The 26853-nt window shown below is 58.6% G+C and carries 26 protein-coding genes; 9 read left to right on the forward strand and 17 right to left on the reverse strand.

What is annotated here, in order from left to right; translation table 11 throughout:
- Position 1 precedes the first annotated feature (1 nt).
- The 4 genes from OQ273_RS04775 to OQ273_RS04790 are packed head-to-tail and all read left to right on the forward strand — an operon-like array spanning position 2 to position 4534.
- A complete protein-coding gene (locus OQ273_RS04775; RefSeq protein WP_267989328.1) occupies positions 2-1096 on the forward strand; it encodes a BMP family ABC transporter substrate-binding protein in 1095 nt (364 codons plus the stop codon).
- Positions 1093-2592 carry an ABC transporter ATP-binding protein gene (locus OQ273_RS04780; RefSeq protein WP_267989329.1) on the forward strand — a complete coding sequence of 500 codons (1500 nt, stop codon included), beginning with the start codon at positions 1093-1095 and terminating at the stop codon, positions 2590-2592. The genes OQ273_RS04775 and OQ273_RS04780 overlap by 4 nt, the downstream gene beginning before the upstream one ends.
- Entirely contained in the window at positions 2589-3659 is a 1071-nt protein-coding gene (locus OQ273_RS04785) for an ABC transporter permease (RefSeq protein ID WP_267989330.1), read from the forward strand. The genes OQ273_RS04780 and OQ273_RS04785 overlap by 4 nt, the downstream gene beginning before the upstream one ends.
- Positions 3656-4534 carry an ABC transporter permease gene (locus OQ273_RS04790; RefSeq protein ID WP_267989331.1) on the forward strand — a complete coding sequence of 293 codons (879 nt, stop codon included), beginning with the start codon at positions 3656-3658 and terminating at the stop codon, positions 4532-4534. Before OQ273_RS04785 ends, OQ273_RS04790 begins: the two co-directional genes overlap by 4 nt.
- 18 nt (positions 4535-4552) lie before the next feature.
- On the opposite strand, the gene OQ273_RS04795 is transcribed toward OQ273_RS04790, so the two are convergent.
- The gene (locus OQ273_RS04795) at positions 4553-6436 is read right to left on the reverse strand and encodes an ABC-F family ATP-binding cassette domain-containing protein (RefSeq protein ID WP_267989332.1); all 1884 of its coding nucleotides are present in this window, start codon (positions 6434-6436) and stop codon (positions 4553-4555) included.
- 41 nt (positions 6437-6477) lie between these two features.
- Positions 6478-7380, reverse strand: coding sequence for a bifunctional 5,10-methylenetetrahydrofolate dehydrogenase/5,10-methenyltetrahydrofolate cyclohydrolase (locus OQ273_RS04800; protein WP_267989333.1), 903 nt, complete (start codon positions 7378-7380; stop codon positions 6478-6480).
- Between the two features lie 172 nt (positions 7381-7552).
- On the opposite strand from OQ273_RS04800, the gene OQ273_RS04805 reads away from it, so the two are divergent.
- From OQ273_RS04805 to OQ273_RS04815, 3 genes are all read left to right on the forward strand, one after another.
- Positions 7553-8245 carry a glutathione S-transferase family protein gene (locus tag OQ273_RS04805; RefSeq protein ID WP_267989334.1) on the forward strand — a complete coding sequence of 231 codons (693 nt, stop codon included), beginning with the start codon at positions 7553-7555 and terminating at the stop codon, positions 8243-8245.
- Between the two features lie 92 nt (positions 8246-8337).
- Positions 8338-8760 (forward strand): nucleoside-diphosphate kinase, encoded by a 423-nt coding sequence (gene ndk, locus OQ273_RS04810; RefSeq protein ID WP_267989335.1) that lies wholly within the window; start codon positions 8338-8340, stop codon positions 8758-8760.
- A 500-nt stretch (positions 8761-9260) separates the two neighbouring features.
- A complete protein-coding gene (locus tag OQ273_RS04815; RefSeq protein ID WP_267989336.1) occupies positions 9261-10082 on the forward strand; it encodes a methyltransferase in 822 nt (273 codons plus the stop codon).
- Positions 10083-10414: 332 nt separating this feature from the next.
- Here the strand turns inward: OQ273_RS04815 and OQ273_RS04820 are convergent, their stop codons facing one another.
- The 7 genes from OQ273_RS04820 to pgsA all read right to left on the reverse strand — a co-directional run bounded on the left by OQ273_RS04820 (position 10415) and on the right by pgsA (position 16276).
- Complete coding sequence (locus OQ273_RS04820; RefSeq protein WP_267989337.1) at positions 10415-11335, reverse strand: helix-turn-helix transcriptional regulator; 921 nt, start codon at positions 11333-11335, stop codon at positions 10415-10417.
- Positions 11332-11943 carry a class I SAM-dependent methyltransferase gene (locus tag OQ273_RS04825; RefSeq protein ID WP_267989338.1) on the reverse strand — a complete coding sequence of 204 codons (612 nt, stop codon included), beginning with the start codon at positions 11941-11943 and terminating at the stop codon, positions 11332-11334. The genes OQ273_RS04820 and OQ273_RS04825 overlap by 4 nt, the downstream gene beginning before the upstream one ends.
- The gene (locus OQ273_RS04830) at positions 11940-14009 is read right to left on the reverse strand and encodes a xanthine dehydrogenase family protein molybdopterin-binding subunit (RefSeq protein ID WP_267989339.1); all 2070 of its coding nucleotides are present in this window, start codon (positions 14007-14009) and stop codon (positions 11940-11942) included. Before OQ273_RS04830 ends, OQ273_RS04825 begins: the two co-directional genes overlap by 4 nt.
- Complete coding sequence (locus tag OQ273_RS04835; protein ID WP_267989340.1) at positions 14009-14464, reverse strand: (2Fe-2S)-binding protein; 456 nt, start codon at positions 14462-14464, stop codon at positions 14009-14011. Before OQ273_RS04835 ends, OQ273_RS04830 begins: the two co-directional genes overlap by 1 nt.
- Positions 14465-14972: 508 nt before the next feature.
- Complete coding sequence (locus OQ273_RS04840) at positions 14973-15434, reverse strand: molybdenum cofactor biosynthesis protein MoaE (protein ID WP_267989341.1); 462 nt, start codon at positions 15432-15434, stop codon at positions 14973-14975.
- Positions 15435-15437: 3 nt separating this feature from the next.
- On the reverse strand, positions 15438-15692 hold the full coding sequence (moaD, locus tag OQ273_RS04845) for a molybdopterin converting factor subunit 1 (RefSeq protein ID WP_267989342.1): 255 nt from the start codon (positions 15690-15692) through the stop codon (positions 15438-15440).
- Positions 15692-16276, reverse strand: coding sequence for a CDP-diacylglycerol--glycerol-3-phosphate 3-phosphatidyltransferase (gene pgsA, locus OQ273_RS04850; protein ID WP_267989343.1), 585 nt, complete (start codon positions 16274-16276; stop codon positions 15692-15694). The genes moaD and pgsA overlap by 1 nt, the downstream gene beginning before the upstream one ends.
- Positions 16277-16462: 186 nt before the next feature.
- On the opposite strand from pgsA, the gene OQ273_RS04855 reads away from it, so the two are divergent.
- Positions 16463-16879 carry a metallopeptidase family protein gene (locus OQ273_RS04855; protein WP_267989344.1) on the forward strand — a complete coding sequence of 139 codons (417 nt, stop codon included), beginning with the start codon at positions 16463-16465 and terminating at the stop codon, positions 16877-16879.
- Between the two features lie 6 nt (positions 16880-16885).
- On the opposite strand, the gene uvrC is transcribed toward OQ273_RS04855, so the two are convergent.
- From uvrC to OQ273_RS04885, 6 genes are all read right to left on the reverse strand, one after another.
- Entirely contained in the window at positions 16886-18892 is a 2007-nt protein-coding gene (gene uvrC, locus OQ273_RS04860; protein WP_425493337.1) for an excinuclease ABC subunit UvrC, read from the reverse strand.
- Positions 18893-19019: 127 nt separating this feature from the next.
- Positions 19020-19964 carry a calcium/sodium antiporter gene (locus tag OQ273_RS04865; RefSeq protein ID WP_267989345.1) on the reverse strand — a complete coding sequence of 315 codons (945 nt, stop codon included), beginning with the start codon at positions 19962-19964 and terminating at the stop codon, positions 19020-19022.
- Positions 19965-20091: 127 nt separating this feature from the next.
- On the reverse strand, positions 20092-20688 hold the full coding sequence (locus OQ273_RS04870; RefSeq protein ID WP_267989346.1) for a glutathione S-transferase family protein: 597 nt from the start codon (positions 20686-20688) through the stop codon (positions 20092-20094).
- 44 nt (positions 20689-20732) lie between these two features.
- Positions 20733-21440, reverse strand: coding sequence for a ribonuclease T2 family protein (locus tag OQ273_RS04875; protein WP_267989347.1), 708 nt, complete (start codon positions 21438-21440; stop codon positions 20733-20735).
- Positions 21406-21837, reverse strand: coding sequence for a hypothetical protein (locus tag OQ273_RS04880; RefSeq protein WP_267989348.1), 432 nt, complete (start codon positions 21835-21837; stop codon positions 21406-21408). Before OQ273_RS04880 ends, OQ273_RS04875 begins: the two co-directional genes overlap by 35 nt.
- Positions 21838-21961: 124 nt before the next feature.
- A complete protein-coding gene (locus OQ273_RS04885) occupies positions 21962-22828 on the reverse strand; it encodes a 23S rRNA (adenine(2030)-N(6))-methyltransferase RlmJ (RefSeq protein ID WP_267989349.1) in 867 nt (288 codons plus the stop codon).
- A 170-nt stretch (positions 22829-22998) separates the two neighbouring features.
- On the opposite strand from OQ273_RS04885, the gene OQ273_RS04890 reads away from it, so the two are divergent.
- Positions 22999-25101, forward strand: coding sequence for a molybdopterin oxidoreductase family protein (locus OQ273_RS04890; RefSeq protein WP_267989350.1), 2103 nt, complete (start codon positions 22999-23001; stop codon positions 25099-25101).
- Here OQ273_RS04890 and purN read toward each other — a convergent pair.
- Positions 25098-25781 carry a phosphoribosylglycinamide formyltransferase gene (gene purN / locus OQ273_RS04895; RefSeq protein WP_267989351.1) on the reverse strand — a complete coding sequence of 228 codons (684 nt, stop codon included), beginning with the start codon at positions 25779-25781 and terminating at the stop codon, positions 25098-25100. The genes OQ273_RS04890 and purN overlap by 4 nt on opposite strands.
- Positions 25778-26845: a phosphoribosylformylglycinamidine cyclo-ligase gene (gene purM / locus OQ273_RS04900; protein ID WP_267989352.1), complete on the reverse strand. Its 1068-nt coding sequence runs from the start codon at positions 26843-26845 to the stop codon at positions 25778-25780. The genes purN and purM overlap by 4 nt, the downstream gene beginning before the upstream one ends.
- Positions 26846-26853 lie beyond the last annotated feature (8 nt).

Here is a 26853-nt window from a genome sequence, read left to right on the forward strand (position 1 = left end):
CATGCAGAACCAACTCAAGCGCCGCACGTTTCTGAAGACGTCGCTGGCTGCCGCCGCGGCAACCACGGTACCCTTCAAAGCCCATGCGGCTGATGCATTGAAAATGGGTGTTGTTTTGCCATCCCCGGTAGCCGATGTCGGCTGGTCCCATACACTGATGGACGGAGTAAACACCGTCAAGGAAGCCTATGGCGACAAGATCGAGGTCACGGTTCTGGAAAATATCGCGGAAGGCCCTGACGCCGACCGTATCGCCAACGGGTTGGTGGGAGATGGCAATACCGTTCTTCTTCTGGGTTCCTTCGGCTACCAGAATGGCGGTATGCAAATCGCAAGGCGGCGTCCTGACGTGTCGATCATTCATGCCTCCGGCTTCATGACCGCCCCGAATTTTTCTCCCTTTACCGCCAAATACTGGCAAGGCACCTACCTGATGGGAATGGCTGCCGCCTCGCTGAGCAAAACCAAGAAGCTGGGTTGTGTGGCCGCCTTTGCGATCCCGGAGCTCATTACCTCGATCAACGCCTTCATGCTGGGCGCCAAATCGGTCGACCCGGACACTGAAGTCAGTGTCGTTTGGGTGAACTCCTGGTTCGATCCTGCTTCGGAACAGGAAGCCGCAAAGGCACTGATCAGCCAGGACGTGGATGTGATTTTCTCAAACGCGCAAGACACGCCATCGGTTATCTCCGTAGCCGAGGAGGCAGGGGTCTACGCATTCAATCTCAACTCGTCGATGAAATCCTATGCGCCAAGCAAATATCTCGGCGTGGTGGGAACCGATTGGGGACCGCACTTCAAACGGCTTGTTGACGCCCACGTGGCCGGCAATTATCCGGGCGAAAACTTCTGGCTGGGTATGGAGGATGACATCGTCTATACGGCTGACTGGAACGCCGACATTCCCGCTGACGCCGTGGCGGCAATAGAGGCGCGGCAGAAGGAAATTCGCGACGGTTCCTTTGTGGTCTTCAAGGGCCCGCTTGTCGACCAGTCCGGAACCGAGCGTTTCGCCGAGGGTACAGCCATGTCGGATGGCGAAATTCTGGGTATGGATTGGCATGTGGCCGGCGTCACCACGCCTTTGCCTTCATGAGCAAGCCTGCATTGCTGACGCTGACGGGTGTTTCCAAGCGTTATGGCAAAATACAGGCCAACAGAAATATCGACCTCAGCGTAAAGCTGGGGTCTATTCATGCCGTTCTGGGTGAAAATGGTGCTGGCAAGTCCACGCTGATGAAGCTCATTTACGGAATCGAGCAGCCCGACGAAGGCACAATTGCCTGGGAGGGCAAGCCGATTTCCCTGTCGCGTCCCTCCGAGGCGCAGGCGCTGGGTATCGGAATGGTGTTCCAGCACTTTTCGCTCTTCGAGACGCTGAGTGTCGTGCAAAATGTTTCTCTGATGGTGCCGGGGCGATTGAACGAGCTGGCTGACCGGATCACCGAACTTGGCGAGCAATTCGGCTTGAGTGTCGATCCTCATGCCATGGTCCACACCATGTCCGTGGGTGAGCGGCAGCGCGTCGAGATCATCCGCTGCCTGCTCCTCAATCCCAAGGTGCTTATCCTTGATGAGCCGACCTCAGTCCTGCCGCCGCAAAGCGTGCGGATGCTTTTTGATACGCTGAGGCGGCTCCAGGCCGAGGGCATGGCGGTTCTTTTCATCTCTCACAAGCTGGAAGAGATACGTGAGCTCTGTGACGAAGCCACGATCCTGCGCCACGGCGAGGTTACGGGCAGGGTGGATCCGCGCGAGCACGATGCGCATTCCCTTGCAAAGATGATGATCGGTCGTGATATGCCGCATCTTTCACCCGGCACCCATGCCACGCCGGGCGAAGTCAGGCTGGTCCTGAACGACCTCAGCCACCCGCGGGCAACACGGTTCGGTACGTCGCTGGAGAAGATAAATCTGTCGCTGCGCAGTGGGGAAATCATTGGCATTGCCGGGATTTCCGGCAACGGCCAGCAGGAGCTGGCCGCGCTTGTTTCCGGCGAGACCCGCGCCGGGGATGCCGCGATGATTGAAATCATGGGACGTCCGGTGGGCCACCTCGGACCGCTTCAACGCCGCAAGCTGGGCTTTGCGTTCGTTCCGGAAGAAAGACTGGGTCGCGGTTCGGTTCCTGAAATGACGCTCTCCGACAACAGCCTGCTGACGGCCCATTCCCGCGGAATGCTGCGTGGCGGCTTCATTCGCCGCCAGATGGAGCGAGCCTTCACGCGCGACTGCATAAAGGCCTTTGACGTGCGCACGCCCGGCATCGACGCCGAAGCCGGAGCGCTCTCGGGCGGCAATCTGCAGAAATTTATCCTGGGGCGTGAGATCATGCTGGCGCCCGGCGTGATGCTGGTCGCACAGCCGACCTGGGGTGTTGATGTCGGGGCGGCGACGGCCATCCGTCTGAAGCTGCTTGAGATGAGGGATCAGGGTGCCGCGATCCTTGTTATTTCCGAGGAGCTGGAGGAGCTTTTCGAGATCTGTGACACGCTGCATGTGCTTCGTGCCGGTCATCTCTCACCGCCCTTGCCGGCGGCGGAGACCTCAGCCAGGGATGTTGGCGCATACATGATTGGAGCGGCGGCATGAAAGTGCGTCTGGTCCGCCGAGACAGCGCGTCGCGCATGGCCATGCTGGCCGCGCCTGTACTTGCGCTGGTATTGACGTGTCTGACAAGCCTTATCCTCTTCGCCGCTTTGGGTAAGCCGGCCGGTGTTGCCCTTCACGCCTTGCTGCTGAAGCCCTTTTTGAGCTGGTACAGCTTTTCCGAGGTGTTGCTGAAAACGGCGCCTTTGCTCCTGATCGCCCAGGGTTTGGCCATCGGGTTCCGGGCAAATGTCTTCAATATCGGCGCCGAGGGGCAGTTTGTGATCGGCGCCATTTGTGCGTCGGCCTTTCCTGTCTATTTCCCCAATGGCGATTTGCCCATGATGCTTCCCGCCATGATCATATGCGGGGCTTTGGGCGGTATGGCCTATGCTCTGATCGCGGCGGCACTGCGCACCCGTTTCGGGGCATCGGAGATCCTGGTGACGCTGATGCTCACCCTCATTGCGATACAGATTCTCAACTATCTTCTCCTCGGCCCCTGGAAGGACCCGCGCGGGTTCAATTTTCCACAGACGGTGATGTTCCCCTTCAATGCGCTGTTGCCAATTCTCATAGAGGGCACGCGAACGAATATCTCACTGATCTTCGCACTCGTCGCGAGCGTGTTTACCTATCTGATGATGCAACATCATTTCGGCGGATATCAGCTGCGTACCGCCGGCCTCGCGCCCAAGGCGGCCCTTTATGCGGGTTTCAGCGCTCCGCGTCTGATCTGGATCAGCCTTGCTTTTGGCGGGCTGGCGGCCGGCATCGCGGGTGCCAGCGAAGTCGCCGGCCCACTCGGCCAGTTGCAGCGCTCGGTTGCCACCGGTTACGGCTTTGCGGCGATTATCGTGGCCTATCTGGGCGGGTTGAACCCGATCGGCATCGTGATCTCCAGCTTCATCATATCGGCGCTCTATATCGGCGGTGACAGCGCTACTGTTTCCGCCGGTCTGCCGGTAGCAGCGGTGGAGGTCTTCCAGGGCATGCTCCTGGGTTTTTATCTGCTCACCTTCACGCTGATCCGTTACCGGATAGAGTTTGACCGGAGGATTGCGGCATGAGCGGGCTTGAATTCCTTCTGGCCGGAACACTGGCCGCCGCACTGCCGATGCTTCTTGCAGCGTTGGGCGAAATGGTTGTTGAAAAAACCGGCCTTTTGAACCTCGGTCTTGAGGGGATGATGGCGTTGGGGGCCGCGATCGCCTTCATCTGTGTTTATCACAGCGGTTCACATGGTCTGGGATTTCTGGCGGCCGCATTCGCGGGTGCTTTGCTATCCATGCTGTTTGCTATTCTGGTTATCGGTGTGCGCGCCAATGCCGTCGCGACGGGACTGGCGGTCGGGGTTCTGGGGCTGGGCCTGTCGGCGCTGTTCGGCAAGTCCTACGAAAGCCTGACGGTTGATGGACTTCCGGAAATCGGTCTGCCGGTTCTCTCCCAGATCCCGCTCGTCGGTCCCACCCTTTTTACCCAGGACATCGTGGTCTGGCTGACGATCCTCGGCACGGTTGGTCTTTGGTATGTGCTCAACCGCACGAAACTGGGCCTGATCATCTCTGCCGTTGGGGAAAACGCTGAAGCCGCGCGGGCTATTGGTTATCAGGTTGGCGCTATTCGTTGCGCGGCCGTCGGTTTTGGCGGCGCTCTTTGCGGTCTGGCCGGGGCCTATGCCTCGACGGTCTACACGCCGCTTTGGGCTGACGGGATGATTGCCGGCCGCGGGTGGATCGCGCTTGCACTGGTTGTCTTCGGAACATGGAAGACCGGTCGCGTGGTTTTCGGCGCGCTGTTGTTCGGCCTTTTGTCGCTGGGAGAACTGACCGCGCAGGCTGTCGGGGTCGGTCTTCCGTCCCAGCTCCTGTCCAGCCTCCCATATATCGTGACAATCTTGATGCTGACCGTGATCTCAAGCCGAGGCCTGAAATCCAGGACATAGGCAGTCTTGCGCGTATCTTTATAGCCCGGATGCAGCGTCTTCATATTGGCTGGACAGGGTAAGCCATTGTTCTTCGGCCTCGGCAAGCCTCTTTTGCGCTTCGCCGCGGTTCTTTGCTTTTCGTGTGGCACCATCCGGATCGCGTTCATAAAGCGACGGGTCGGCAAGCTCCGTGTCCAAAGCCTGAATTTCTTTCTCAAGCCGCGCCGTCAGCGTCTCGATTTCATTGATCTTTTTCTTCAAGGGCGCCAGCTCCTGGCGCCTTTCGGCGGCGGCCCGTCTCAGATCGGCTTTTGACTGACCGGTCGCGTTGTCGCGCGCCCTGGCCTTGCGTGAGTTGCCGCCAAGGATCAGTGTCCGATAATCGTCGAGGTCGCCTTCATAGGATTTGACCGTGGCATCGCCCACCAGCCACAGCCGATCGGCCGTTGCCTCGATGAGGTGTTGATCGTGCGAGATCAGAATCACCGCGCCTTCGAAGGTGTTGAGGGCATCAATCAGAGCGGCGCGGCTGTCGATATCCAGATGGTTGGTCGGCTCGTCCAGTATAAGCAGGTTCGGGCCGTCAAATGCCGCAAGACCCATCAGCAGGCGGGCCTTTTCACCCCCCGACAGGTCGCGGGCGGCGGTGTCCATCTTTTCGGTTGAAAGGCCCATCTGCGCGACCCGTGAGCGCAATTGCGCCTCCGTCGCGTCCGGCAACAGCTTGCGTACATGTTCGACCGCACTGTCGGCGGGCCTTAGATCATCCAGCTGATGCTGGGCGAAATAACCGATCTTGAGGTGCGCAGCCCGGGTCATCGAGCCTGCTTCCGTCGCCAGTTTGCCTGATATCAGCTTGGCGAAGGTGGATTTTCCGTTTCCGTTGGCGCCAAGAAGGGCGATCCGGTCGTCATTGTCGATGCGCAGATCAAGCCTGGACAGGATTGGCTCACCCGGTGTGTATCCCACCGATGCCTTCTCCAGGGCGATGATCGGCGATGCCGGTTGTTTGGCCGGTTTTGGAAATGCGAAACCCTGGACGTGGTCATCAACGACCGCCGATATATTGCCGAGGCGTTCGATGGCTTTGAGGCGGGACTGCGCCTGCCGGGCTTTCGAGGCCTTGTAACGGAAGCGTTCGACAAAGGCTTCCATGTGCTTTCGCTTGGCGAGCATCTTTTCGCGGGCCTTGGTCTGCAGCGTCAGTGCTTCGGCGCGCTGGCGTTCGAACTGATCGAACGGGCCGCGATAGAAGCTCAGCCCTTTTTGCTGAAGGTGAACGATCGAGTTGACGGCGCGGTTCAACAGGTCGCGGTCGTGGCTGATGATGATGACCGTATGTGGATAGCGTCTGACATAATCCTCAAGCCACAGAGTGCCTTCCAGGTCGAGATAGTTGGTCGGCTCGTCCAGGAGCAGAAGATCGGGCTGGGCGAAGAGCACTGCGGCCAGCGCGACCCGCATGCGCCAGCCGCCGGAAAAGCTTGCCGCCGGTCTTTGCTGGGCTTCGTTGTCGAAACCGAGACCGGATAGAATGCTGGCCGCGCGTGACTCGGCCGAATGGGAATCGATATCGGTCAACCGTGTCTGGATGTCGGCAATGCGATGCGGGTCGGTTGCCGTTTGTGCCTCCGCCAGGAGGGCTACGCGCTCCTCATCGGCCCGCAAAACGATATCGATCAGCGGCTCATCCGTTCCCGGCGCTTCCTGAGCGACCTGTCCGATGCGGCAGTTCTTCTTCAGGCTGACCGAGCCGGTTTCCGATGAAAGGTCACCGCAGATCACCTTGAACAGGGTGGATTTGCCGGTGCCGTTGCGGCCGACCAGTCCTGCCTTTGTTCCCTCCGGCAGGGTCAGCGACGCGTGGTCGATCAGCAGGCGCCCGGCAATGCGCACGGAAAGGTCGGTTATCGTCAGCATAGGGCTTATTGGATCGGGCGCGGCCCGAACGCAAGAAAAAACTAGGCGCTGGTGCGAGTGGCAAATTCTGTCGCGTAATGATCACGCTGCAGCCTTGCCGCCGTCACGGCATTGCGCAGCAGCATGGCCACCGTTACCGGCCCGACACCGCCGGGAACGGGCGTGATCCAGCCGGCAACCTCCGAGCAACTGTCGAAATCCGCATCGCCAACCACCTTCGGCCCGTCCGGCCCGTCGATCTGGTTGATGCCGATATCGATCAGGACAGCGCCCGGTTTCAGCATATTTGCCGTGACGAGACCCGGCTTGCCGACGGCGACGAAAACCGCATCGGCCGAGCGCGAATGCATGGCGATGTTGCGCGTTTCATGGTGGCAGACGGTAACGGTCGCGCCTTGCGCCATCAGCAGAAAGGCGATTGGTTTGCCGACAATGGCGGAATGGCCGATGACGGTCACCTCCAGCCCTTCAAGGTTTACCCCGGTTGCCTTCAGAAGTTCCACGGCGGCAACGGCTGTGCAGGGTCCCATCTTCAGGTCGTTGTAGACGATGTCGCCGATATTGGACGGGTGCATGCCCTCGACATCCTTGAGCGGATGCACGGTGCGCTGAAGGCGCCGCTCGGTCAGATGTTTCGGGGTCGGGCGCTGGATGATGATACCCGTGACGCGCGGATCCGTGTTGAGACCCTGAATGATGCCGACAAGCTCATCGCGGCTGATGTCGGACTGATAATTGCGGGCTTCAAATTCAATGCCCACCTTTTCGGCAGCGCGCTGCTGGTTGCGCACATAAAGGGCCGAGGCGTCCACATCTCCGATCGAAATGGATACCAGCTTGATCGGCCAACCTTCCTTCTTGAGGGCTTCAACGTCCTTTGAGACGGTTTCGCGAATGCCGGCTGCAATGGACCTGCCATCGAGCAATTTGTGTGCATGGGACATTATCCGGAAATTCCTTCTGCCGGGTGATGCGGTTGCATGAACTGCGCAATAGGCAAATTGCAATGCGGCGTAAACCGAAAAAGGCACGGCCCACACCGCGATGTGTTGAATGCCGTGGCAAAACCGGCAAAATGCCGCCGAATTTCTTCTTTCGGATTTCTCGGAGCATTTGATGACAATTACACTCTATGAACTCACCGGACGCGACACGGAGCGGCCGTTCAGCCCCCATTGCTGGAAAACGGTTATGGCCCTTGCGCACAAAGGCCTGACCTATGAGCGCTCCGCTGTGCCGTTTACCGAGGTTCCGAACGTCGAAAACGGGATCGGCAAGACGGTGCCGGTGCTGCGCGATGGCGAGCATGTCGTTTCCGATTCATTCGATATCGCGCTTTATCTTGATGAAGCCTACCCGGACAGGCCAACGCTTTTTGGCGGCGAGGGCGGTGTTGCCCTGTCGCGCTTTATCGAAGCCTGGAGCGCGACCCAGATATCAGCGACGATATTCGGTGCCTTGCTGCTCGACATCCATTCCATGCTTGAGCCGGTAGATCAGGACTACTTCCGCAGGAGCAGGGAAGCGCGTCTCGGCAAGTCACTGGAAGATGTTGTGGGTGCGAGTCCGGACAAGGTCAAGGAGCTTGCAAACAGGCTCGATCCGTTACGCTTGATGCTCAAGCGTCAGCCCTTTATCGGCGGGGATCAGCCGTTGTTTGCTGACTATATCGTGTTCGGGATTTTGCAGTGGGCCCGCATATGTTCGCCCATTCAGCTGCTGCAGCCGGATGATCAGGTCACCGCATGGTTTGAGCGCTGTCTCGACCTGCATGGCGGCGTTGGGCGGTCGGTCGCCGCGGCTGCCTGACCGGCGGGTGAGGGGAGACCCTTGTGTTGCCTTTCCAGCAAGGCTATAGAGCCGGCAAATCTCCCGCGAATATGACAAAGGATAAGCAGATCATGGCGATCGAACGCACCTTCTCGATGATCAAACCCGACGCGACAAAGCGCAACCTGACCGGCGACATTACCAAGATGCTGGAAGATGCCGGACTGCGGGTCGTGGCCTCCAAACGCGTCTGGATGAGCCTGCGCGAAGCCGAGGGCTTTTACGCCGTTCATAAAGAACGTCCTTTCTTTGGCGAACTGACCGAATTCATGTCCTCAGGTCCGACAATCGTTCAGGTGCTTGAGGGCGAGAATGCCATCGCCAAGAACCGCGAAGTCATGGGCGCGACCAACCCGGCCGATGCCGCGGATGGCACAATCCGCAAAAAGCATGCCCTGTCCATCGGCGAGAACTCCGTGCACGGCTCGGACGCGCCGGAAACCGCGGCAGAAGAAATTGCCTACTGGTTCTCCGGAACGGAAATCGTCGGCTGATCCAAAGTCGCGGATCCGACAATCAAGGCCGCCGCCTCAGAGAGGCCGGCGGCCTTTTTATTGGTTTGCATCGGTGATGCGGTTCCGCATGTCCGTGAAAGAACACACACCAGCGCGTGAACACCGGTCCATAGCCTGAGATGTTCCGACGTCCGGCTTATTCCCAAGCCTCATTGAAATACCTTTGGTAATGTTCTAGGAGATCCGGAACAGAACCTGCCTGTCATATCGAAGGAACGATGCCGATCCGGCCGTGCTGCAATCGCATGCGCTGGAGCCTGAACAAAACCGAGACACACATATCCACATATTTCGATGGAAGCGGCCTGCTCAGCTTGTCACTTCCGAAAGGAAATTCGCGCCTGACATATGGCGTGAGGGTTGGGATGTGTCTTGTTGTGTTTGTGCGGGTTGAACCCAGGTCCGGCATATTCTCCGATCCACCTCAAATCCCTACAGATGTCCAAGACCATGCCGCCTGCATTCGACCGGAGGCCGACATGCATGTCGAGCATAATCAAAAGATCGCCCTGTGCGAGTTTGGCGAAGAGTTGGGGTTAATCGCTCCCGAAACCAGAAACCGTCAGGACAAACAGAAAAAAGTTGAACAAATTCTATCGTTTGTTGAGGAAATTGCGACAGTTTCACGACACTATTCCAAAAGCAAACCACTTCAGCTTGTCGACGGGGCCGCGGGAAGCTGCGCTCTTGGTTTCTTCATCTATCACTATTATCACGGGTTGATCGGGCGCTCCGTCCAGGTCAAGTCCATCGACACAAACGCGGCCCTTATGCAAAAGGCTGCGAACACTGCACACCGTCTTGGTTTCTCGGGGATGGATTTTCAGAATGGCGATGTTCTGGATCTTGAAACACAGGTACAACCGGATGTCGTCTGTGGGCTTCATGCCTGTGATCTCGCGACGGACAAGGTCATCGCCCTCGGGGTCCGTACAGGCGCGCGCAATATCCTGTCGGTATCTTGCTGTCAGCACAGCTTTCGAAAGAAGATGACATTCGCCCCGGAGCTCAGATTTTTTACGGAGCATCGGATCTATCGTGACCGGATGACTTACATGGTCGCTGACAGCATGCGCGCGCTTCTTCTTGAGATGGTCGGATACAGGGCCAGCGTCGTGGAGTTTGTATCCTCGCGCGCCACCGACAAGAATGCGATGTTGCGCGCTGCGCGCACCAACCTGCCAGCCTCGCGATCAGCAATCGAAGGCTATCTGCGTCTGCGGGACGCATATCGCACAGCGCCTCGTCTTGAGGACTACCTTTTCGCATTTGGCCGTCTGCCCGAGGCTGTTCGAACATGATGGAATTCCAGGCAGGGAATGCCAGAAGGCCGGGCCGGATTTGAACCGCAAATCGGCCCACCTTCATTCAAGCAGCCCATCGGATCGGGGCAAAGATACGCGATGTTCAACACAGGCTGTTGAATGTCAGTTGACTTTGACATCCGCTTCATAGACGGACCTCCCGCTTTCGACCCAAGCCCGCTGTCGATAGGTTTCTTCTTAAACATTGGAGAAAGTGATCATCTGCAAACAGCGGCTGGAACGGCCTGATTTCAGCCCGTCATTTTCACGGTAGGGAATACCTCTTCAAATACTTCACTGCGTTGACCAGCAGTGCTCTCCGAGTGTGTTCATCGTCCGAAATCTGCACGATAGGCACGTGGTGTTGTCCCCACCAATCTGGTGAACGAGCGGGTAAAATGTGCCTGGTCACAATAGCCGGACAGGAAACCGATCTCGGCCAGCTCCCGCGCCGGCTCATTGCAGAGATACCTGGCCGCAGTCTGAAGTCGGGCCTCGGCGATCAGTCGCGAAAACGACGTTGAGTTCTCAGTTAAGCGGCGCTGTAAGGTGCGTCGGGAAGCCCCCGCTTCGGCACAGAGGTCTGTGAGAGTCCAACGGCGCAACGGGTCTGAGGCGACGCGATGGCGTAGGTTTTCGACCAAGCCTTCATGTGGTGCCTCTGGCGCCATTGCCGACTGGCCATCGAACGGCGCACCGCTCAGGACGATTTGTTGATGTGCGCCAACAGCACCGGGGTCATGCCAAATACCCGCGTTCCGCAAGACCTTGCCCTCACTCGCACACAGATCGACTGGGGCAGAGGTTACGATTTCGCACAGCACGGTCAGCACCGCCATAACAAGAAGCGTCTCGACCTCGGTTGGCGGCGCATGGCCATCGCGTGCGCGGTGGCGCAGACCAAACGTGGTCTGCCCCTGATTTTCGACCTGTATCTCGTGACGGCCGTGGCTGAATTTTTCAAGCCGCCGCCAGCGATCCAGCAAATCCGAAATGCTACGGGCTTTCAGGAGCGCTTGAGCGACCGGTTCAGGCGGCATGTCGCGCGCTGCATCTGCAATTGTCAGAACTGCGATCCTGCCGTGCTCGGCCATGACCGCCTCAAGCAGTTCGCGCTTGGCCGTCCGCGAAACCCGAGCGCCCGTTGGCGGGCGAACCGGCACCGGAATGCCCTGCTGCGCCAGCCCTGCTGCGACCAGCCGGATCATCGTCGCCGATGCAAAATCCTCATTTTTTGAGTTCGCGGTCATTCAGCCACTTTTTCCCTTCGCAATTCATAGACCCAAGCGGGTGGGATGTTAAAGGGGACGAAGGCGATCCGGCGAGTAACAATGCCAAGATGATCGAGTATCGCGCCTGGCACAGGGCAACGCCAGCCATAGGTGAAAAGGCGAAAGCTGCCACCGGGCCGAAGGCTGGCGAAGCTTCCCGCCAGGATGCGAAACACCTTGCCGTGCGGCATGGACAGCAGCGGCAAGCCGCAGATGACCACGTTAGCCGGGACGCCAAAGAGATTGAGGTGCCGGATGCGCGCTGCGTCTGCGCAGATTACCGTTGCCGCAGGATATCGGGCGGCCAGTGCGGAGGCAAATCCGCTGCTGGCCTCTATCGCCGCGATGCGACTATCCGGAATTCCGCGGGCAAGCAGGGCGGATGTGAACACACCCGTTCCAGGACCGAGTTCAATCACGGGTCCATCTGATGCCGAGAGCCCATTTGTGATCGCGCGAGCCAGACCAGAGCTTGAGGGTGCGACAGCGCCGACCTTAAGTGGGGCTTTCATCCACTCGCGCCCGAAGCTGGACGCGGGCAGGCGGCCTGTCGCTGCATCTCCTTTAAAGAGAGTGCTCCATGTCATGCCGCAAACTCCTCTGCCTGCACCGGAAAGCGCGTGGGCCTGACGCCGGTGGCTGCGCGGATCGCATTGGCGATGGCGCCCGGGCCAGCGACAATGACGGTCTCACCTGCACCCGCGGGCGGCAGGTCGCTGGTTATCAGGTCCACGTGAAGCGGTGGTACCTCCGATAGGGCAGGAATCGGAATGTCGTTGAAGTTTTCCGCGACGACACGACCCGTTTCGATCGGCAGGTCATCGGACAGGATCATTCCGATGCTCCAGACCAGGTTGCCTTCGCATTGTGCGCGCACCTGATCCGGGTTGATCACCAGTCCGCAATCGTGAACACACCAAAGCCGGGTCACACGAACATAACCTGACGGATCAATCGCCACGTCCGCAACGACTGCGGCGTAGCTGTTTTCTTTATAAATGCCACAGGCAATGCCTCGACCGGTCCGTATGCGATTTTTGATCGATGCCGCCTTGCCCGGCCAGTTTGCCGTTTTGCCTACCCGTCGCAATACATTGGCGAGGCGGGGATCACGTATATGGGCAAGGCGGAACGCAAGTGGATCGGCACCTGCTGCAATCGCAGCTTCGTCCATGGCGCTTTCAACCGCCAGGCAGTTTGGTCCCGCACCCAATCCGCGCCATGGGCCGGAGTGGACTGGCAGCCGGATCATATCGTATGCCGCATGGGCGCGGTCCACCGCATAGGGGATCCGCATCCCTCTGGCGACACCCGGATCGCCTGCGACAAAATCAGTGGCCTTCTGCATCCAGGCCGGCATGCCCGCTGACGTGAATATGATGTGCGAAGATACCTGCTGGTGTTCCCAATCCGTGATCCGACTTTCCGAAACCCGCAGGCGCAGCCGGTGCGAGGAAGGGGGTCGGTGAAAGCCAAAGGCAAGCTCTTGCGCTCGCGTCCACTGGACTTTAACCGGCGCGCCGACGGCCTGCGCCAGAGCCGCCGCCTCGATTTCCGCGCGGCACAACACCTTTCCGCCGAAGGCTCCACCAATCCGCATGCTTTGGACCGTCACAGCATCTTGTTCTAGCCTGAAATGACCGGCCAGTTCATCGCGGACATAAAATGCATCCTGGGTGCCGGTCCAGACTTTCAGCCGCCCATCGTTCCACTCCGCCACCGCGGCACGGGGTTCGATCTGTGCATGAGGCGCGAAGGAAAGGTCTAACCTCAGGTTGATATCCCACGATGTCCCGTCGACAGGATCATCCATTACCCGGTTGCCGAGTTTGCCCTTGCTGAGTGTGGTGTCAATGTCGATGGTCTGAGCAATGTTTGAAAATGTCGGGTGGCAGTCGATCTGCCAGTTGACCGCCAGGGCCTCTGCGATCTGGTCCAGGGCGGCGGGTCGCTCGGCGACGATCCCAAGCCCCTCAGCCAGTCCGTTCGGGTGACCGCAGTCTTCGACAATAGCAACAAAGCCCGGGATTGTTTCGGCGGCAATTCTGTCCCAGCCTGTTGCCCGTGATCCAACCTCGGGCGAGACCGGCGCACGCAGCACCCGTCCGTGAAGTAAGCCCGGGCGAGCGACATCCGCCGCATAGAGTGCGGACCCGGTCACGATGTCCCGTCCCTGCGCAAGCTCGGGCGAAGCGCCGATCAAACCTCCTCTTTGGAGCGCCCTGAGCGTACTCACCGGTCGGGGCGTCACTTCCACGTGACCTTCCAGGCGACCAGCTTCCAGCGCATCCCGAAGACTTGCACAGGCTTGTGCCAGAGGTTCAGAGAACTCTGCTACGGATTCGCTGCCCACCGTCGCTTTGACGGGAGACAATGAGGTGTCGTGGAGGGCAAGCTGGACGGCTTCCCACTCTACCCCAAGTTCGGCGCATGCGATTTGTTTGAACGCGGTGGCAACATTCTGTCCCATCTCAGCCCTTGGCAAGGTCAAAACAAACAGACCTTCCCGGTGGGAGATCCAGCCAAACGCTGCATCTAGATTCGGCTCGGGTCGCTTTGGTATGACAGGGACGTGGCTCCATGTCGTGATGCCAGCGCCAATCAGTGCAACCAGCCCGCCACCTGCGGTGGCAAGAAACGTTCTCCGCCGCATCACGTAGCCTCCACCGCGCGCTGGATTGCAGCGCGAATCCGTCCGTAGGTGCCACAACGGCATAGATTCCCGTCCATTGCAGCATCTATATCGGCGTCACTTGGCGATGAGAATTCATTCAGAAGCGCCACCGCCGACATGATCTGACCTGGCTGACAATAGCCGCATTGCGGAACCGCGAGGTCGAGCCATGCCTGTTGTACAGGATGCAGTACACCGTCTGTCGCGAGCCCCTCGACAGAGCGGACTTCGGAACCCTCAATGCTTTCGGCAGGTGTTATGCAGGACCGCGTTGCAACCCCGTCAACGATCACCGTACAGGCACCACAGACACCGACACCGCACCCGTATTTCGCACCGACAAGGCCGAAATGATCGCGTAGCAGAAAGAGCAAGGTTTCGCCGGCCCAATCCGCCGGAATAGCTTGGGTTTTACCATTCAATACAAAGGCCATGACTCATTCCCGTTCGTTGGTTTCGAATGGAATTTAGGAACCTGTGGCAAAGTGGTATTGAACGATCACGCCAAAATACGCTTCTCCTCCTTTTCCGCACAATGAAGGTGTCGTGTTTGCTCGCCGGCAGCGTGATGGATGATCGCAGGTTTATGTGCTCGTCAGGTAGAGCGTGACACAGAGGTTAAGTATTCAGCGAGCCGCTTGGGTGCCACGGTTACACCCGGACAGGCAGCAATGAGCATCCGGCGTTGCCTGCGTGAACATGTCCGGACGCCTGCTATAGCCGATCGGCAGCAGCCAGACGATCTCAGCAACAAAAGTATACGCAATCATCGCCGTCAGCCGGGAAGATTGTTTGCTTCCTTTTGTCCGCCCATACAAGCTCTCAGAAGATATCTGATCGTCCCGGTGCTGATGCTCCGTGGCGGTTTCCAGACTTTTCGCCGGTGTTTGCAGGCGGTTTTGATAATTTGTGCTGCAGATTGTGGCAGGCGCGCGGTCGTGTCTATTGCCAGCGCTTCATCGCATCTTCATCCGTGTCCCGGGCATCCACCCAGGAGCCGGTGCTTCCATCGATCTTGATTTCACGTTTCCAGAAGGGTGCCCTGGATTTCATGAAATCCATGAGGAAGGCCGCGCCATCGAATGCTGCCTGCCGATGGCGTGAGGCGGCTATCACCAGAACGATATTTTCGCCCGGAGCAATCCTGCCGTAGCGGTGGATCGCGGTGACGGCATCAAGCGGCCAGCGCTCGCAGGCCTCTTCGGCAATGCGCCGCATTTCGCTTTCGGCCATGCCCGGATAGTGTTCAAGCTCCAGCGCCTCCAACGCACCTTTTTCGTCGCGGCACAGACCGGTGAAGGTCACAACCGCGCCGATATCGCTCTTGCCCCCGCTCATGAGATCGATTTCCTTGCGGATATCGAAATCCTCCTGCTGAACCCGGATATCCGGTTTGACACCCACGTCTCAGCCTCCCGTCATTGGCGGAAAGAGCGCGACTTCACGCGCATCGCCCAGCGCATCACCGTGCTGGCTATGCTCCTGATTGATCGCCACATGAATGACCTCCGGCGTCTCAAGGGCGAGGGCGTATTCCTCACCGCGCGTGCGCAGATGATCAATGAGGTCCGATACTGTGACGACGCCGTCCGGCAGATCGATCGTTTCTTCGCTCTTGCCGATGCGCTCCCGGATCCATGCGAAATAGACAAGCTTGATCATCAGTTCTCCACCACGTGCTTCAGTCCTGCGCGGAAATAATCATATCCGGTATATATCGTTACGACGGCGGCGATCCACAAAAGCGTGATGCCGATTTCCGTCGTATAGGGGATGATGACATCGCCGGCGGGCCCTGCCAGGAGGAAGCCGATTGCGATCATCTGAATTGTTGTCTTCCATTTCGCGATCCAGGTCACCGGAACCGAGACCTTCAGTTCAGCCAGATATTCCCGCAGCCCAGAAACCAGGATTTCCCGGCAAAGGATGATGATGGCCGCCCAGATCGTCCAGCCGGCAATTGTGCCGTCGGCCGCCAGCAGCAGAAGGATTGAAGAGACGAGCAACTTGTCGGCGATCGGGTCGAGCATGCGCCCGATATTGGACGTCTGATTCCAGATGCGCGCCAGATATCCGTCGAAGAAATCGGTGATCGAGGCAACGATATAGAGCGCAAGAGCACTCCAGCGCGCCACATCCGATCCATGCAGGCGGCCCTCGACAAAGAAACAGAGCACAATCAGCGGTACGGCCGCGATACGGGCATAGGTCAAAAGGTTCGGAATATTGTAGGTATGCGATGCCATGGGGGCCCGTTTCTTGAATTTGCACCCATACAAATAGGGCCGGCGCTCCGGCGTCAATAATCAATTGAAAAATGGGCCACTCGTCGCAGTACCCGTCTCGGTGATTGCCTGACAGGCAGCCAGCTTCTATGACAGGATCAAACTTGCACAGGTGGTTACAGCAATCTGAGGAAAGGTCGACAATCTATGGATTCCGCATCGCCATGGGCCGGCCGTTACGCGCCTACGCTGGAAGACTTCGAAAGGCTGGGGCGCGAGGCGCTCGACATGCTGCCGGAGAGTTTCCGCGGGCTGTGTGAGGATATCCAGATTTCCGTGGCGGATTATGCGACCAAGGATGTCTTGAAATCGCTTGACCTGACGAGCCCCTATGACCTGCTCGGCCTGTTTGAAGGCCTTGGTCTTGCCCAGGGTGCCAGCGAAATCCGCACGGGGCAGTTGCCCAACCGGATCTGGCTCTATCGGCGGGCCATTCTGGAGTACTGGGTCGACCGGGAGGAAACGCTTGACGCCATTATACGCCATGTCCTTATTCACGAGATCGGTCACCATTTCGGGCTGTCCGATGATGACATGGAGGCGATAGAGGCCGAGGCGTACTGACTGGCTCTAGTTGCCCGCGTCCTCGTGAAAGTGGTCATAAATCTGCTGCGCCATGGCTTCGGAGATGCCGTCGACGCTTCTGAGATCCTCTACTGCGGCCCGAGAGACCGCCTTGGCTGTGCCGAAATGATGTAGAAGGGACCGTTTGCGTGACGGTCCGATACCGGCAATCTCGTCCAGCGGATTGCGGGTCATTTCCTTTTTGCGCCGGGCGCGGTGCGTTCCGATGGCAAAGCGGTGAGCCTCATCGCGCATGCGCTGGATGAAATATAGGACGGGATCGCGCGGCGGCAGCGAAAAGTCCTTTTTACCCGTCATGAAAAAACGTTCCCGTCCGGCATCGCGGTCCTGACCCTTGGCAACACCGATCGTTGCGACACTGCCCGTCAGTTCAAGCTCGTCGAGCACGGCATTAACCGCCGAGAGCTGGCCCTTACCCCCGTCGATCAACAGGACATCCGGCCAGCTCGGGACTGTGATGTCTGCATCGTCACCGACCTCCGGTATTTCCGGTCCGGGCTTGCCGTGCTCCTTCACCAGCCTTGAGAAGCGCCGCTGAATGACTTCCCGCATCATGCCGAAATCATCGCCCGGGGTCAGGTCCTTGGATTTGATGTTGAACTTTCGGTACTGGTTCTTGATGAAGCCCTCAGGGCCGGCAACGATCATGCCGCCGATGGCGTTGGTGCCCATGATGTGCGAGTTGTCGTAGACCTCGATCCGACGCGGCGGGTTTTCCAGTCCGAATACTTCCGCAAAGCCCCGGAGGAGGCTTGCCTGTGTCGAGGTTTCCGCCAGTCGGCGGTTATGCGCGTCCTTGGCGTTGGCGCGTGCATGATCCATCAGATCACGTTTTTCACCCCGTTGGGGCACACTGATGGTGACCTTGTGGCTGGCGCGGATAGAAAGCGCTTCGCTGAGCAAGGTTTGCTCCTCAATCGGCTCGGAAATGAGAATCTGGCGCGGACAGGGCTTGTCGTCATAGAATTGGGACAGGAAGGCGCCGAGGATTTCCGCGGGCGAAAGCTGGGCGTCCGCCTTTGGAAAATAGGCTCTGTTGCCCCAGTTCTGGCCGGTGCGGAAGAAGAAGACCTGAATGCAGCTCATTCCACCTTCCTGATGGATGGCAAAAACGTCGGCTTCCTCCACCGTCTGCGGATTGATGCCCTGATGGCTTTGGACGTGCGACAGTGCTGCAAGCCGGTCGCGATAGATGGCGGCCCGTTCGAAATCGAGTTCTTCCGATGCCTCCTGCATGGCCTTCGACATGGTCGCCTTGACCTTCTGGCTCTTGCCGGAGAGGAAGTCCTTGGCTTCTTCAACCATTGAAGCGTAAGCGTCCTCGGTGACTTCTCCGGTGCAGGGCGCGGCACATCGCTTGATCTGATGAAGAAGGCAGGGCCGGGTGCGGCTTTCATAGACCGAATCCGTGCAGGTCCGCAGCAAGAAGGCGCGTTGCAGCGAATTGATGGTCCTGTCGACAGCCTGGGCTGAAGCAAAGGGGCCGAAGTAACTTCCTTTACGCGCCCGCGCGCCCCGGTGCTTGTAGATGCCGGGGGCCAGGTCACCCTCGGTCAGCAGAATATAGGGGAAGGACTTGTCGTCGCGCAGCAGCACGTTGAATCGGGGCCGCAGACGCTTGATCAGATTGGCCTCAAGCAACAGCGCCTCGGTTTCCGTGCGCGTTGTTATGAACTCCATATTCGTGGTGATGCGCACCATGCCGGCGATACGATTGGTGTGGCCGCGTCCCTGGGCGTAGTTGGAGACACGCTTTTTCAGACTGCGGGCCTTGCCGACATAAAGCACATCGCCGTTTTCATTCAGCATGCGGTAGACACCCGGTGCGTTCGGCAGAATCTTGACAAAAGCCTGGATCAGTTCCGGGCCTTTCAGGCCGCTGCCAGCGCGCCCGCCGTCCTCCCAGCCCTCCGTTTCGGATGGCAGGCGGCCGGGTTTTTTCAGCACGACGTCCTTGGCGCCGGCGGGCGCTGCGCTATCCGATTTGGCCATCGGGTCCTTCCGGGTGCGTTTGTCTTCATTATGTGATGCGCGGGAGCCGGGCTGTCAAATTGATGCGTGCGGCCGCGTTGGCCTCATCCACATGGTTTTAATGATGCAGGCAAACAGAATGGTGGTCTTAAAAAACGGCCACGACATAGGTGACAAACAGGGCCAGCATGACGACGCCATGAACGCGTGTGATCGACTTGCCAAGCAGCGACCACAGGATCAGCAGAGCGCTTGTAATCGCCATGATCCACATATCGATATGAACGATGTGTGAGGGAACGTAAAGCGGATGCACGAGGCTGGTGATGCCAAGGATTGCCGCCATGTTGAAAATATTGGAGCCGACCACATTGCCGATGGCAACGGCGCCGCTGCCGCGCCAGGCTGCCATGACGGTGGTGACAAGTTCGGGCAATGAGGTGCCGATCGCTACGATCGTCAGGCCAATGATTGTCTCGGAAACGCCGAACACACGGGCGATGTCAACGGCGCCATTGACTGTCAGCGAGGCGCCGACCGGCAGGCCGATCAGACCGAACAGGAGATAGGCGGCGATCCGCGAGTTTTCAGCTGGCAGTTCGTCCAATTCGTCGTGATAGTCGCCGCCGAGCGCCGCGGTAACACGGTCTCTGCGAGCCCGGATGAACTGCCAGGAAAGAAAAAAGATCAAAATCAGCAGAAGGATCAAACCATCGACATGATCGAGGATGCCCGAGCCCATCATGGTCATGAGCACAACGGTCAGCAGCGCCATGATAAAAAGGCTGAAGCCGATGCCCTTCTCCTTGCATGCGATCGGGGCGATCAGCGCCGGCGCGCCGAGGACCAGCAGGACATTGGCAATGTTGGAGCCGACGACGTTGCCGATCGCGATGCCGTAAACGCCTGTGAACGCGGCTTTCAGGGAAACCAGGAGTTCTGGTGCCGAGGTGCCGAAGGCGACGATCGTCAGGCCGATGACCAGCGGGCTGATGCCGAGTTTTTCCGCCAGCGAGACTGCTCCGCGGACGAGGTAGTCTCCGGCAAACAGCAGAAGCGCCAACCCGGCAATCAATATGAGGAAGCTGATCATGAAATGGCTGATTCCGGGCTGGGGAAGCGTCGTTTTTTAGTCTGTGGCGCGGTTCCTTGCATATAGGTACAAGCGCGCAAAACACAATGGCGCTGCACGAGAACAAAAGAATTGTTGGCCCTTATACTCACGGGGCGTTTGGTTTGAACTGATCGTATTCAGGAAAAAACCTTGCGAACTTTGCAGGCCAGTTCTTCAATTTCGGCCGTCCGCGCTCCCATTTGCCTTCAAAGCGCAGCGAGAGATAACCCAAAAGGGCAGCCAGTGCGAAGTGTCCGCCATGGAGTTTCTTGGTGGTTCTAGGCAGGCTTTCGTTGAGATGATCCAGGGACCGTTCGACCTTGGACCACTGACGATCGATCCAGGGCTGATGAACCTTTTCTTCGGGGCGAAAGCGCCGCTCATACATTATGGCCAGCAGGCAATCCGTCACGCCGTCGCACAGCGCTTCCAGGACTTCGGCCTCGGTGCGTTTCTGGGCATTGCGCGGATACAGTTTCTTGCCGCTTTCGCGGTCGATGAACTGCATGATGGCACGGCTGTCGTAAACGGCGGTTTCGCCGTTGATCAGAGTGGGGATTTTGCCAAGCGGATTGTTCGAAACAAGCTCAGCGGGATCGGCCGTCGTATCAACGCTCTCGGAGCGGGTGTCGATGCCGACATAGTGTGCCGCCATGCGCACTTTTGCAGAATAGGGGGAAGGGGGCGAATAGAGCAGCTTCATCGCGATGTCCTTTTGGCTGAATTCTGGTGAGAAGAGGCAGGTGATTATCTGCCACGCACAGGCGGCAGCACGACGGAGGACCGCCGGCAGGCACGGCTCGTGACTTGCGGGCAGGAGCGGTACTGAAACTCCGTCGTCATGCAAATGCGGACTTCACGCAGGCGGCGTTTATCGCAGGTGACAGCGAAATGATCGTCCTCAAGCTGCGGATTTGCATTGATGAACGCTTGTGCAACCTCATCCGGCGACATGGTCTTGTAGGTACCGTCCGTCGAACCGATGTCCGGCACGGAGACACTCGCATGGGCATCGCGGACTGCATCGAAATAGTCGTCCTGATCAAGGCCGGAACAGGTCCCGTGTTTTTTCCATTGGTGACGAATGAGGCCGCGGCTCGGCATTATGGGAAGCATCTGGTCCTCGATCGCCCGTGTAACGCGCTGGCTCCCTTCGTCGCAGAATTCCGGATATCCCTTCTCGAACTGCGGCCAGAGCCCGTGGACGATAAAGGCATAGGGGCGTGCGCCGTTGCACTGCTGCGGATTGGCCCGCTCGCCTTCGGCCTCGCAATAGCTCGGAGACCAGGAAAGCGCCAACACGTAAAAATCGAAACCAGACGGGCCGGATGTTTTCCCGTTGTCAGAGGCATCGCATCCCGCCAGCAGAAAGAGCCCGGCGCAAACCGGTACGATAAAGGCACGCAGCAGTTGCAATTGTCTATCGCACTGACCGGCAATAGGCGCCGTAGACATGCCAGGGATCTAGGCCGTCGATGCAGAACTCGACATTGTCACCGACACCGGCAAAACCCTGACCCTTTTCGATCAGGTACCAGATGGAGCGGGTATGGCCGTCGCTCATCGCCACCTTGCCCTGGCAGTAACGTCGCGCGATCCGGTGCATTTCGGTGGCCGGCTCGTAGTTGCGCTCATAAACATCCAGATAATCAACGATCGCCAGATCCCGCTGAATGACGTTTCGATCAGCAATGCGAAAACGGTGCGATATGGTCCGGAAAACAGACGGGCTGTCACAGGCGGCAAAATGATGCCATCCGAAGGCGCTTGCGGGCGTTACTTGCCCGCCAAGGAGTGCCGGAACGGCAATGGCGGCGGACAGGACGGCGTGCAGAGTAATTTTGCGAAACATGGACATGGGTCCCCCAGGTCTAAAATCTACCGAATGAGTAAATCAGATTCGGACAATCGCGAGCTGCCTGTGAGGATGATCAACCGGCGGCGGTGCGTCAAGCCTAGCGGCAGGTCGGACTCCTCTATTTTTTTCGCGTCTGCCTTTCCTCAACGATCCAGAAAAGATCATGGCTGGCCTGACCGGTCTGTCTCAGGCAGTTCTGAAGCACCGGCAGAAGCATCTTCAGTTCTTCTTCAAGCGTATAGGGCGGATTGACCAGGATGAGGCCGGAACCGCACAAGCCGGTGGTTTCTTCCATGCTGCATATCTGCAGTTGCGCGCAGAGCATTCTGTCAATGCCAAGAGCGTTCAGCTTCTTGTGGAATTGTGCCAAGGGCGCGCCCTGTTTGATGGGGTACCAAAGACAGTAGATGCCCGATTGCCAACGGCTGTAGGCGCGAGCGAGCCCGTCAACAAGGCGATCATATTCTCCCTCCTTTTCGAAGGGCGGATCGACAAGGACCACGCCTCGGCGCTCTTTCGGAGGAAGGTGCGCGCCGAGTGCCAACCAGCCGTCGAGTTCAGTGACCCGGGTCTGGTAATCCCCCTCGAAATGGGATTTCAGGGTCAGGCAATCCTCGCGGTGAAGTTCAATCGCCGATAGCCGGTCCTGTTTTCGCAGCAACATGCGTACAAGTTTTGGAGAGCCGGGGTAACAGGTGATACCGCTGCCGGGGTTCATGGAGCGGACCACGTCCAGATAGGGTTTCATTAGATCGGCTGCGGCTGGCGGAAGATCGGCATCAAGAAGCCGGCCGATCCCTTGGCGCCATTCGCCTGTTTTTGCCGCTTCATCAGAGGAAAGATCATAGAGGCCGGCACCGGCATGCGTATCAACGACGCGAAATGCCTTGTCCTTGCGCTGCAGATAGGTGAGAAGCCGCACCAGCACTGCGTGTTTCAGGACATCTGCGAAATTGCCCGCATGATAGATATGTCTGTAATTCACGCTCTTTTGCGCCTGTGCTTGTCGAGTTTCCCGTTTGTGTCCGGGCTTGCCGTGTCCGGCTTATATCGGAATATGAGTGATAACCGCCAGCCAGATCGCTTCCGGATCGGTTCCTTCCTTCGCATCCTTGCTCTATATCCGAGGACATCCTGTCAATAATGGGGTTTTGGATGAGTAAAGAGGCGCAAGCCAGAACGGGCTATTCGGCCTGTCCGCATGATTGCCCATCGACCTGCGCCCTAGAGGTTGAGTTGCTGGACGGCAACCGTGTCGGACGCCTGCGCGGCGCCAGCGACAACAGCTACACGGCCGGTGTGATATGCGCCAAGGTGGCGCGCTATGCCGAACGCGTGCACCATCCCGGCCGCGTGCTTCAACCCCTGTTGCGCAAGGGAACCAGAGGAGACGGGAACTGGCAGGATCTGTCGTGGGACGATGCGCTTGATCACATCGCGGAGCGGTTTCTTACAGCCGAGCGCAAATGGGGTTCGCAGACCGTCTGGCCCTACTACTATGCAGGCACGATGGGGCTCATTCAGCGTGATTCCATTCACAAGCTGCGTCATGCAAAGAAATATTCCGGACAGTTCGACAGCATTTGCACAAACGCTGCCTGGTCTGGGTTCTATTTCGGCGCCGGGACCCTTGCCGGTCCCGATCCGCGCGAGATGGCCAAGTCCGATTGCGTGGTCATCTGGGGCACCAATGCGGTTTCTACGCAAGTCAATGTCATGACCCACGCGGTGCGGGCGCGAAAAGAGCGTGGCGCCAGGATCGTGGTCATCGATATATACGACAACCCAACCATGGCCCAGGCCGACATGAAGCTGATATTGAAGCCGGGCACAGACGGTGCGCTGGCCTGCGCGGTCATGCATGTCCTGTTTCGGGATGGCTTTGCCGACCGGGCCTATCTTGACCGTTATTCGGATGATCCGGTCGGGCTTGAGGTGCATCTGCAATCGCGCGGCCCGGAATGGGCCGCGCAGATTACTGGTCTTGCTGCGGAGGAAATCGAAGCATTTGCCCATCTGGTCGGCGAAACCAAGCGCTCTTATTTCCGGCTGGGCTACGGTTTCACACGCCAGCGTAACGGAACCGTCAACATGCATGCCGCGTCCTGTATCGCCACCGTTACCGGCGCGTGGCAGTATGAAGGTGGCGGCGCGTTTCACTCCAATGCGTCGGTTTTCGGGTTCGATCATTCCAGGATCATGGGGCTTTCGCTGCGTGATCCTGATGTGCGTCACCTCGATCAATCCAAGATAGGACGGGTCTTGAAAGGTGACGAGGAGGCTCTGGGGGGTGGTCCACCGGTGACGGCCATGCTGATCCAGAACACCAACCCTGCCAACGTCGCCCCTGAGCAGCGCAAAGTGATCGAAGGCCTGATGCGCGAGGATCTCTTTACGGTTGTCCATGAGCAATTCATGACCGAAACCGCTGAACTTGCCGACGTTGTCCTGCCGGCAACGGTTTTTCTGGAGCATGACGATGTCTATCGCGGCGGCGGCCACCAGCACATCATGCTGGGGCCCAAACTGATTGAGCCGCCAGAAGGACCGCGGCCAAATCTCTTCGTCGTCAACGAACTGGCGAAACGTCTTGGTGTCACCGATCCGGGGATGTTTGAAGCCGACGCCCTGTCGCTGGTCGACGACCTGTTGCAAAGGAGCGGACACGGAGACCTTGAGGCGTTGCGCGCAAACAAATGGATCGACTGCCAGCCGGATTTCGAGACATCCCACTTCATCAAAGGTTTTGCCTGGCCGGACGGCAAGTTCCGGCTGCGATTGAGCTGGCATGATGCACATGCGCCAAACCGGCCGCCTCGCATGATGGGGCCTCAAGGCCCGTATGAACAACTGCCCGAGTTCCCCGATCACTGTGATCTGATCGAAAACGCCGATGCCGAGCATCCCTTCCGTCTTGCGACGAGTCCGGCGCGCAATTTTCTGAATTCGACATTTGCCGAAACGCAAACATCACGGAAGCGGGAAGGGCGGCCGGAGCTGATGATCGGCAAGGCCGATGCCGAGCGTTGCGGCGTTTCAAACGGGGATCTGGTGACAATCGGAAACCCGCGAGGGTCCGTCAGGCTTCATGCAAGGATCGTGGACGGTGTCAAACCGGGCGTCCTGGTTTCCGAAGGACTGTGGCCCAACAAGGCCTTTGTCGACGGGGAAGGTATCAACGTTCTGACGGGTGCCGACTCCATCGCACCCTTCGGCGGCGCGGCATTCCATGACAACCATGTGTGGCTGCGCCTCTAGTTTTGCTGTTTGTCGATATCGTGGGAATAGAGGATGTCGTCCGGATCAGGCTCGGGAAAGGCGTCCAGAAGCACTTTCCCGGTCGTGGTGATACGGACCTTGCCTTCGGCGACAAGCCTTAGCGCCGACGGATAGAGATTGTGCTCGGCCTTCAGGACGCGGGCCGCCAGCGTCTCGGCATCGTCTCCGGGCAGCACCGGAACGGCGGCCTGGGCAATCAATGGGCCTTCGTCCATGCCCTCGGTCACGAAATGAACGCTGCAGCCATGCAGGCGAACCTGATGGGCCAGTACGCGCTCATGGGTATCAAGGCCCCTGAAGCTCGGCAGCAGCGAGGGATGGATGTTGATCATGGAACCGAGCCACTTGCCTACGAACGCGCCGGAGAGCAGCCGCATATAGCCGGCGAGGCACACAATGTCCGGCTTTACGGTCTCCAGAGCAGCATGAACCGCATCCTCATGAGCCTCGCGGCTGGTGTAGTCCCTGCGGTCCAGCACATGCGTTTCGATTCCATAGTCTTGCGCCAGTTTGAGACCGGCGGCATCGGGTTTGTCGGATATGACACCGACAATGCGGCACGGGTAGCCGGCGGCCATGGTTGCCGAGATCAGGGCGCTCAGGTTCGAGCCGCGGCCGGATATCATCACCGCCACCCGTTTATGGCTGCCGGCGCTCATAGGCTGAGTGTTCCGTTGGTGCGCACGATGGCGCCGCTGTTCCTGTCGACAAGGCGGCCGATTGGCGTCGCGGTTTCTCCTTGGTCCCGAAGCACGTCCAGCACCTCGTCCACGTGTTCCTGCGCGACTGCGGCGATCATGCCAATGCCGCAGTTGAAGGTTCGCAGCATTTCGTCGCGTTCAACGCCGCCTGTTTTGGCAAGCCACGAAAAGACAGGAGGAACCGATATCGAATCAAGATCGATCTCTGCGGCCAGCGTTTCGGGAAGTACCCTTGGAATGTTTTCCCAAAATCCGCCGCCGGTAATATGCACCAGCGCTTTGACCGCATCCGTCGCACGTATCGCGGCAAGCACGGGGCGCACATAAATACGTGTCGGCGCAAGCAGCGCCTCGCCAAGTGTGGTTCCGGCGTCGAATGGGGCGGGCGCATTCCATGCGAGACCGGAGAGCTCGACAATGCGACGGACAAGAGAAAATCCGTTTGAATGAATGCCGGAAGACGAAAGGCCGATCAGGATATCGCCGGAAGCGATATCGTTGCTCGGCAACAGGCCTCCGCGTTCCGCTGCGCCGACAGCAAATCCGGCGAGATCATAGTCCGCGTCCGAATACATGCCGGGCATTTCGGCTGTTTCTCCGCCGATCAGGGCGCATCCCGCATCGATGCAACCTTTGGCAATGCCTGCTACGATGGCCTCGCCCTGGTCGACATCCAGTTTTCCGGTTGCCAGATAATCAAGGAAGAAAAGCGGTTCTGCGCCTTGCACCACAAGATCGTTTACACACATCGCGACGAGATCGACGCCGACCGTATCGTGGCGATCCGACTCGATGGCGATTTTCAGCTTCGTTCCGACACCGTCATTGGCAGCGACAAGAACCGGGTCTTCAAAACCTGCCGCTCTGAGATCGAAAAGGCCGCCGAAACCGCCGATTTCTGAATCTGCGCCGGGGCGCTGTGTTGATCTGACATGCGGCTTTATGCGCTCTACGAGGCTGTTGCCCGCGTCGATATCCACGCCGGCATCGCTGTATTTCAAACCGTTGGCCCGATCGCTCATACGTGTCC

The organism is Hoeflea prorocentri, from assembly GCF_027944115.1.
GTDB lineage: Bacteria > Pseudomonadota > Alphaproteobacteria > Rhizobiales > Rhizobiaceae > Hoeflea_A > Hoeflea_A prorocentri.

Excerpts from the sequence above, each read along its gene's own strand:
- OQ273_RS04785 (WP_267989330.1), top strand. The coding sequence starts at position 2,589 with ATGAAAGTGCGTCTGGTCCGCCGAGACAGCGCGTCGCGCATGGCCATG.
- OQ273_RS04775 (WP_267989328.1), top strand. The coding sequence starts at position 2 with ATGCAGAACCAACTCAAGCGCCGCACGTTTCTGAAGACGTCGCTGGCT.
- OQ273_RS04795 (WP_267989332.1), bottom strand. The coding sequence starts at position 6,436 with ATGCTGACGATAACCGACCTTTCCGTGCGCATTGCCGGGCGCCTGCTG.
- OQ273_RS04800 (WP_267989333.1), bottom strand. The coding sequence starts at position 7,380 with ATGTCCCATGCACACAAATTGCTCGATGGCAGGTCCATTGCAGCCGGC.
- OQ273_RS04805 (WP_267989334.1), top strand. The coding sequence starts at position 7,553 with ATGACAATTACACTCTATGAACTCACCGGACGCGACACGGAGCGGCCG.
- OQ273_RS04815 (WP_267989336.1), top strand. The coding sequence starts at position 9,261 with ATGCATGTCGAGCATAATCAAAAGATCGCCCTGTGCGAGTTTGGCGAA.
- OQ273_RS04880 (WP_267989348.1), bottom strand. The coding sequence starts at position 21,837 with ATGTTTCGCAAAATTACTCTGCACGCCGTCCTGTCCGCCGCCATTGCC.
- OQ273_RS04825 (WP_267989338.1), bottom strand. The coding sequence starts at position 11,943 with ATGACATGGAGCACTCTCTTTAAAGGAGATGCAGCGACAGGCCGCCTG.
- uvrC (WP_425493337.1), bottom strand. The coding sequence starts at position 18,892 with ATGGCCAAATCGGATAGCGCAGCGCCCGCCGGCGCCAAGGACGTCGTG.
- purM (WP_267989352.1), bottom strand. The coding sequence starts at position 26,845 with ATGAGCGATCGGGCCAACGGTTTGAAATACAGCGATGCCGGCGTGGAT.
- moaD (WP_267989342.1), bottom strand. The coding sequence starts at position 15,692 with ATGATCAAGCTTGTCTATTTCGCATGGATCCGGGAGCGCATCGGCAAG.
- pgsA (WP_267989343.1), bottom strand. The coding sequence starts at position 16,276 with ATGGCATCGCATACCTACAATATTCCGAACCTTTTGACCTATGCCCGT.
- OQ273_RS04875 (WP_267989347.1), bottom strand. The coding sequence starts at position 21,440 with ATGTCTACGGCGCCTATTGCCGGTCAGTGCGATAGACAATTGCAACTG.
- OQ273_RS04835 (WP_267989340.1), bottom strand. The coding sequence starts at position 14,464 with ATGGCCTTTGTATTGAATGGTAAAACCCAAGCTATTCCGGCGGATTGG.
- OQ273_RS04870 (WP_267989346.1), bottom strand. The coding sequence starts at position 20,688 with ATGAAGCTGCTCTATTCGCCCCCTTCCCCCTATTCTGCAAAAGTGCGC.
- OQ273_RS04890 (WP_267989350.1), top strand. The coding sequence starts at position 22,999 with ATGAGTAAAGAGGCGCAAGCCAGAACGGGCTATTCGGCCTGTCCGCAT.
- purN (WP_267989351.1), bottom strand. The coding sequence starts at position 25,781 with ATGAGCGCCGGCAGCCATAAACGGGTGGCGGTGATGATATCCGGCCGC.
- OQ273_RS04780 (WP_267989329.1), top strand. The coding sequence starts at position 1,093 with ATGAGCAAGCCTGCATTGCTGACGCTGACGGGTGTTTCCAAGCGTTAT.
- ndk (WP_267989335.1), top strand. The coding sequence starts at position 8,338 with ATGGCGATCGAACGCACCTTCTCGATGATCAAACCCGACGCGACAAAG.
- OQ273_RS04820 (WP_267989337.1), bottom strand. The coding sequence starts at position 11,335 with ATGACCGCGAACTCAAAAAATGAGGATTTTGCATCGGCGACGATGATC.
- OQ273_RS04855 (WP_267989344.1), top strand. The coding sequence starts at position 16,463 with ATGGATTCCGCATCGCCATGGGCCGGCCGTTACGCGCCTACGCTGGAA.
- OQ273_RS04830 (WP_267989339.1), bottom strand. The coding sequence starts at position 14,009 with ATGCGGCGGAGAACGTTTCTTGCCACCGCAGGTGGCGGGCTGGTTGCA.
- OQ273_RS04865 (WP_267989345.1), bottom strand. The coding sequence starts at position 19,964 with ATGATCAGCTTCCTCATATTGATTGCCGGGTTGGCGCTTCTGCTGTTT.
- OQ273_RS04790 (WP_267989331.1), top strand. The coding sequence starts at position 3,656 with ATGAGCGGGCTTGAATTCCTTCTGGCCGGAACACTGGCCGCCGCACTG.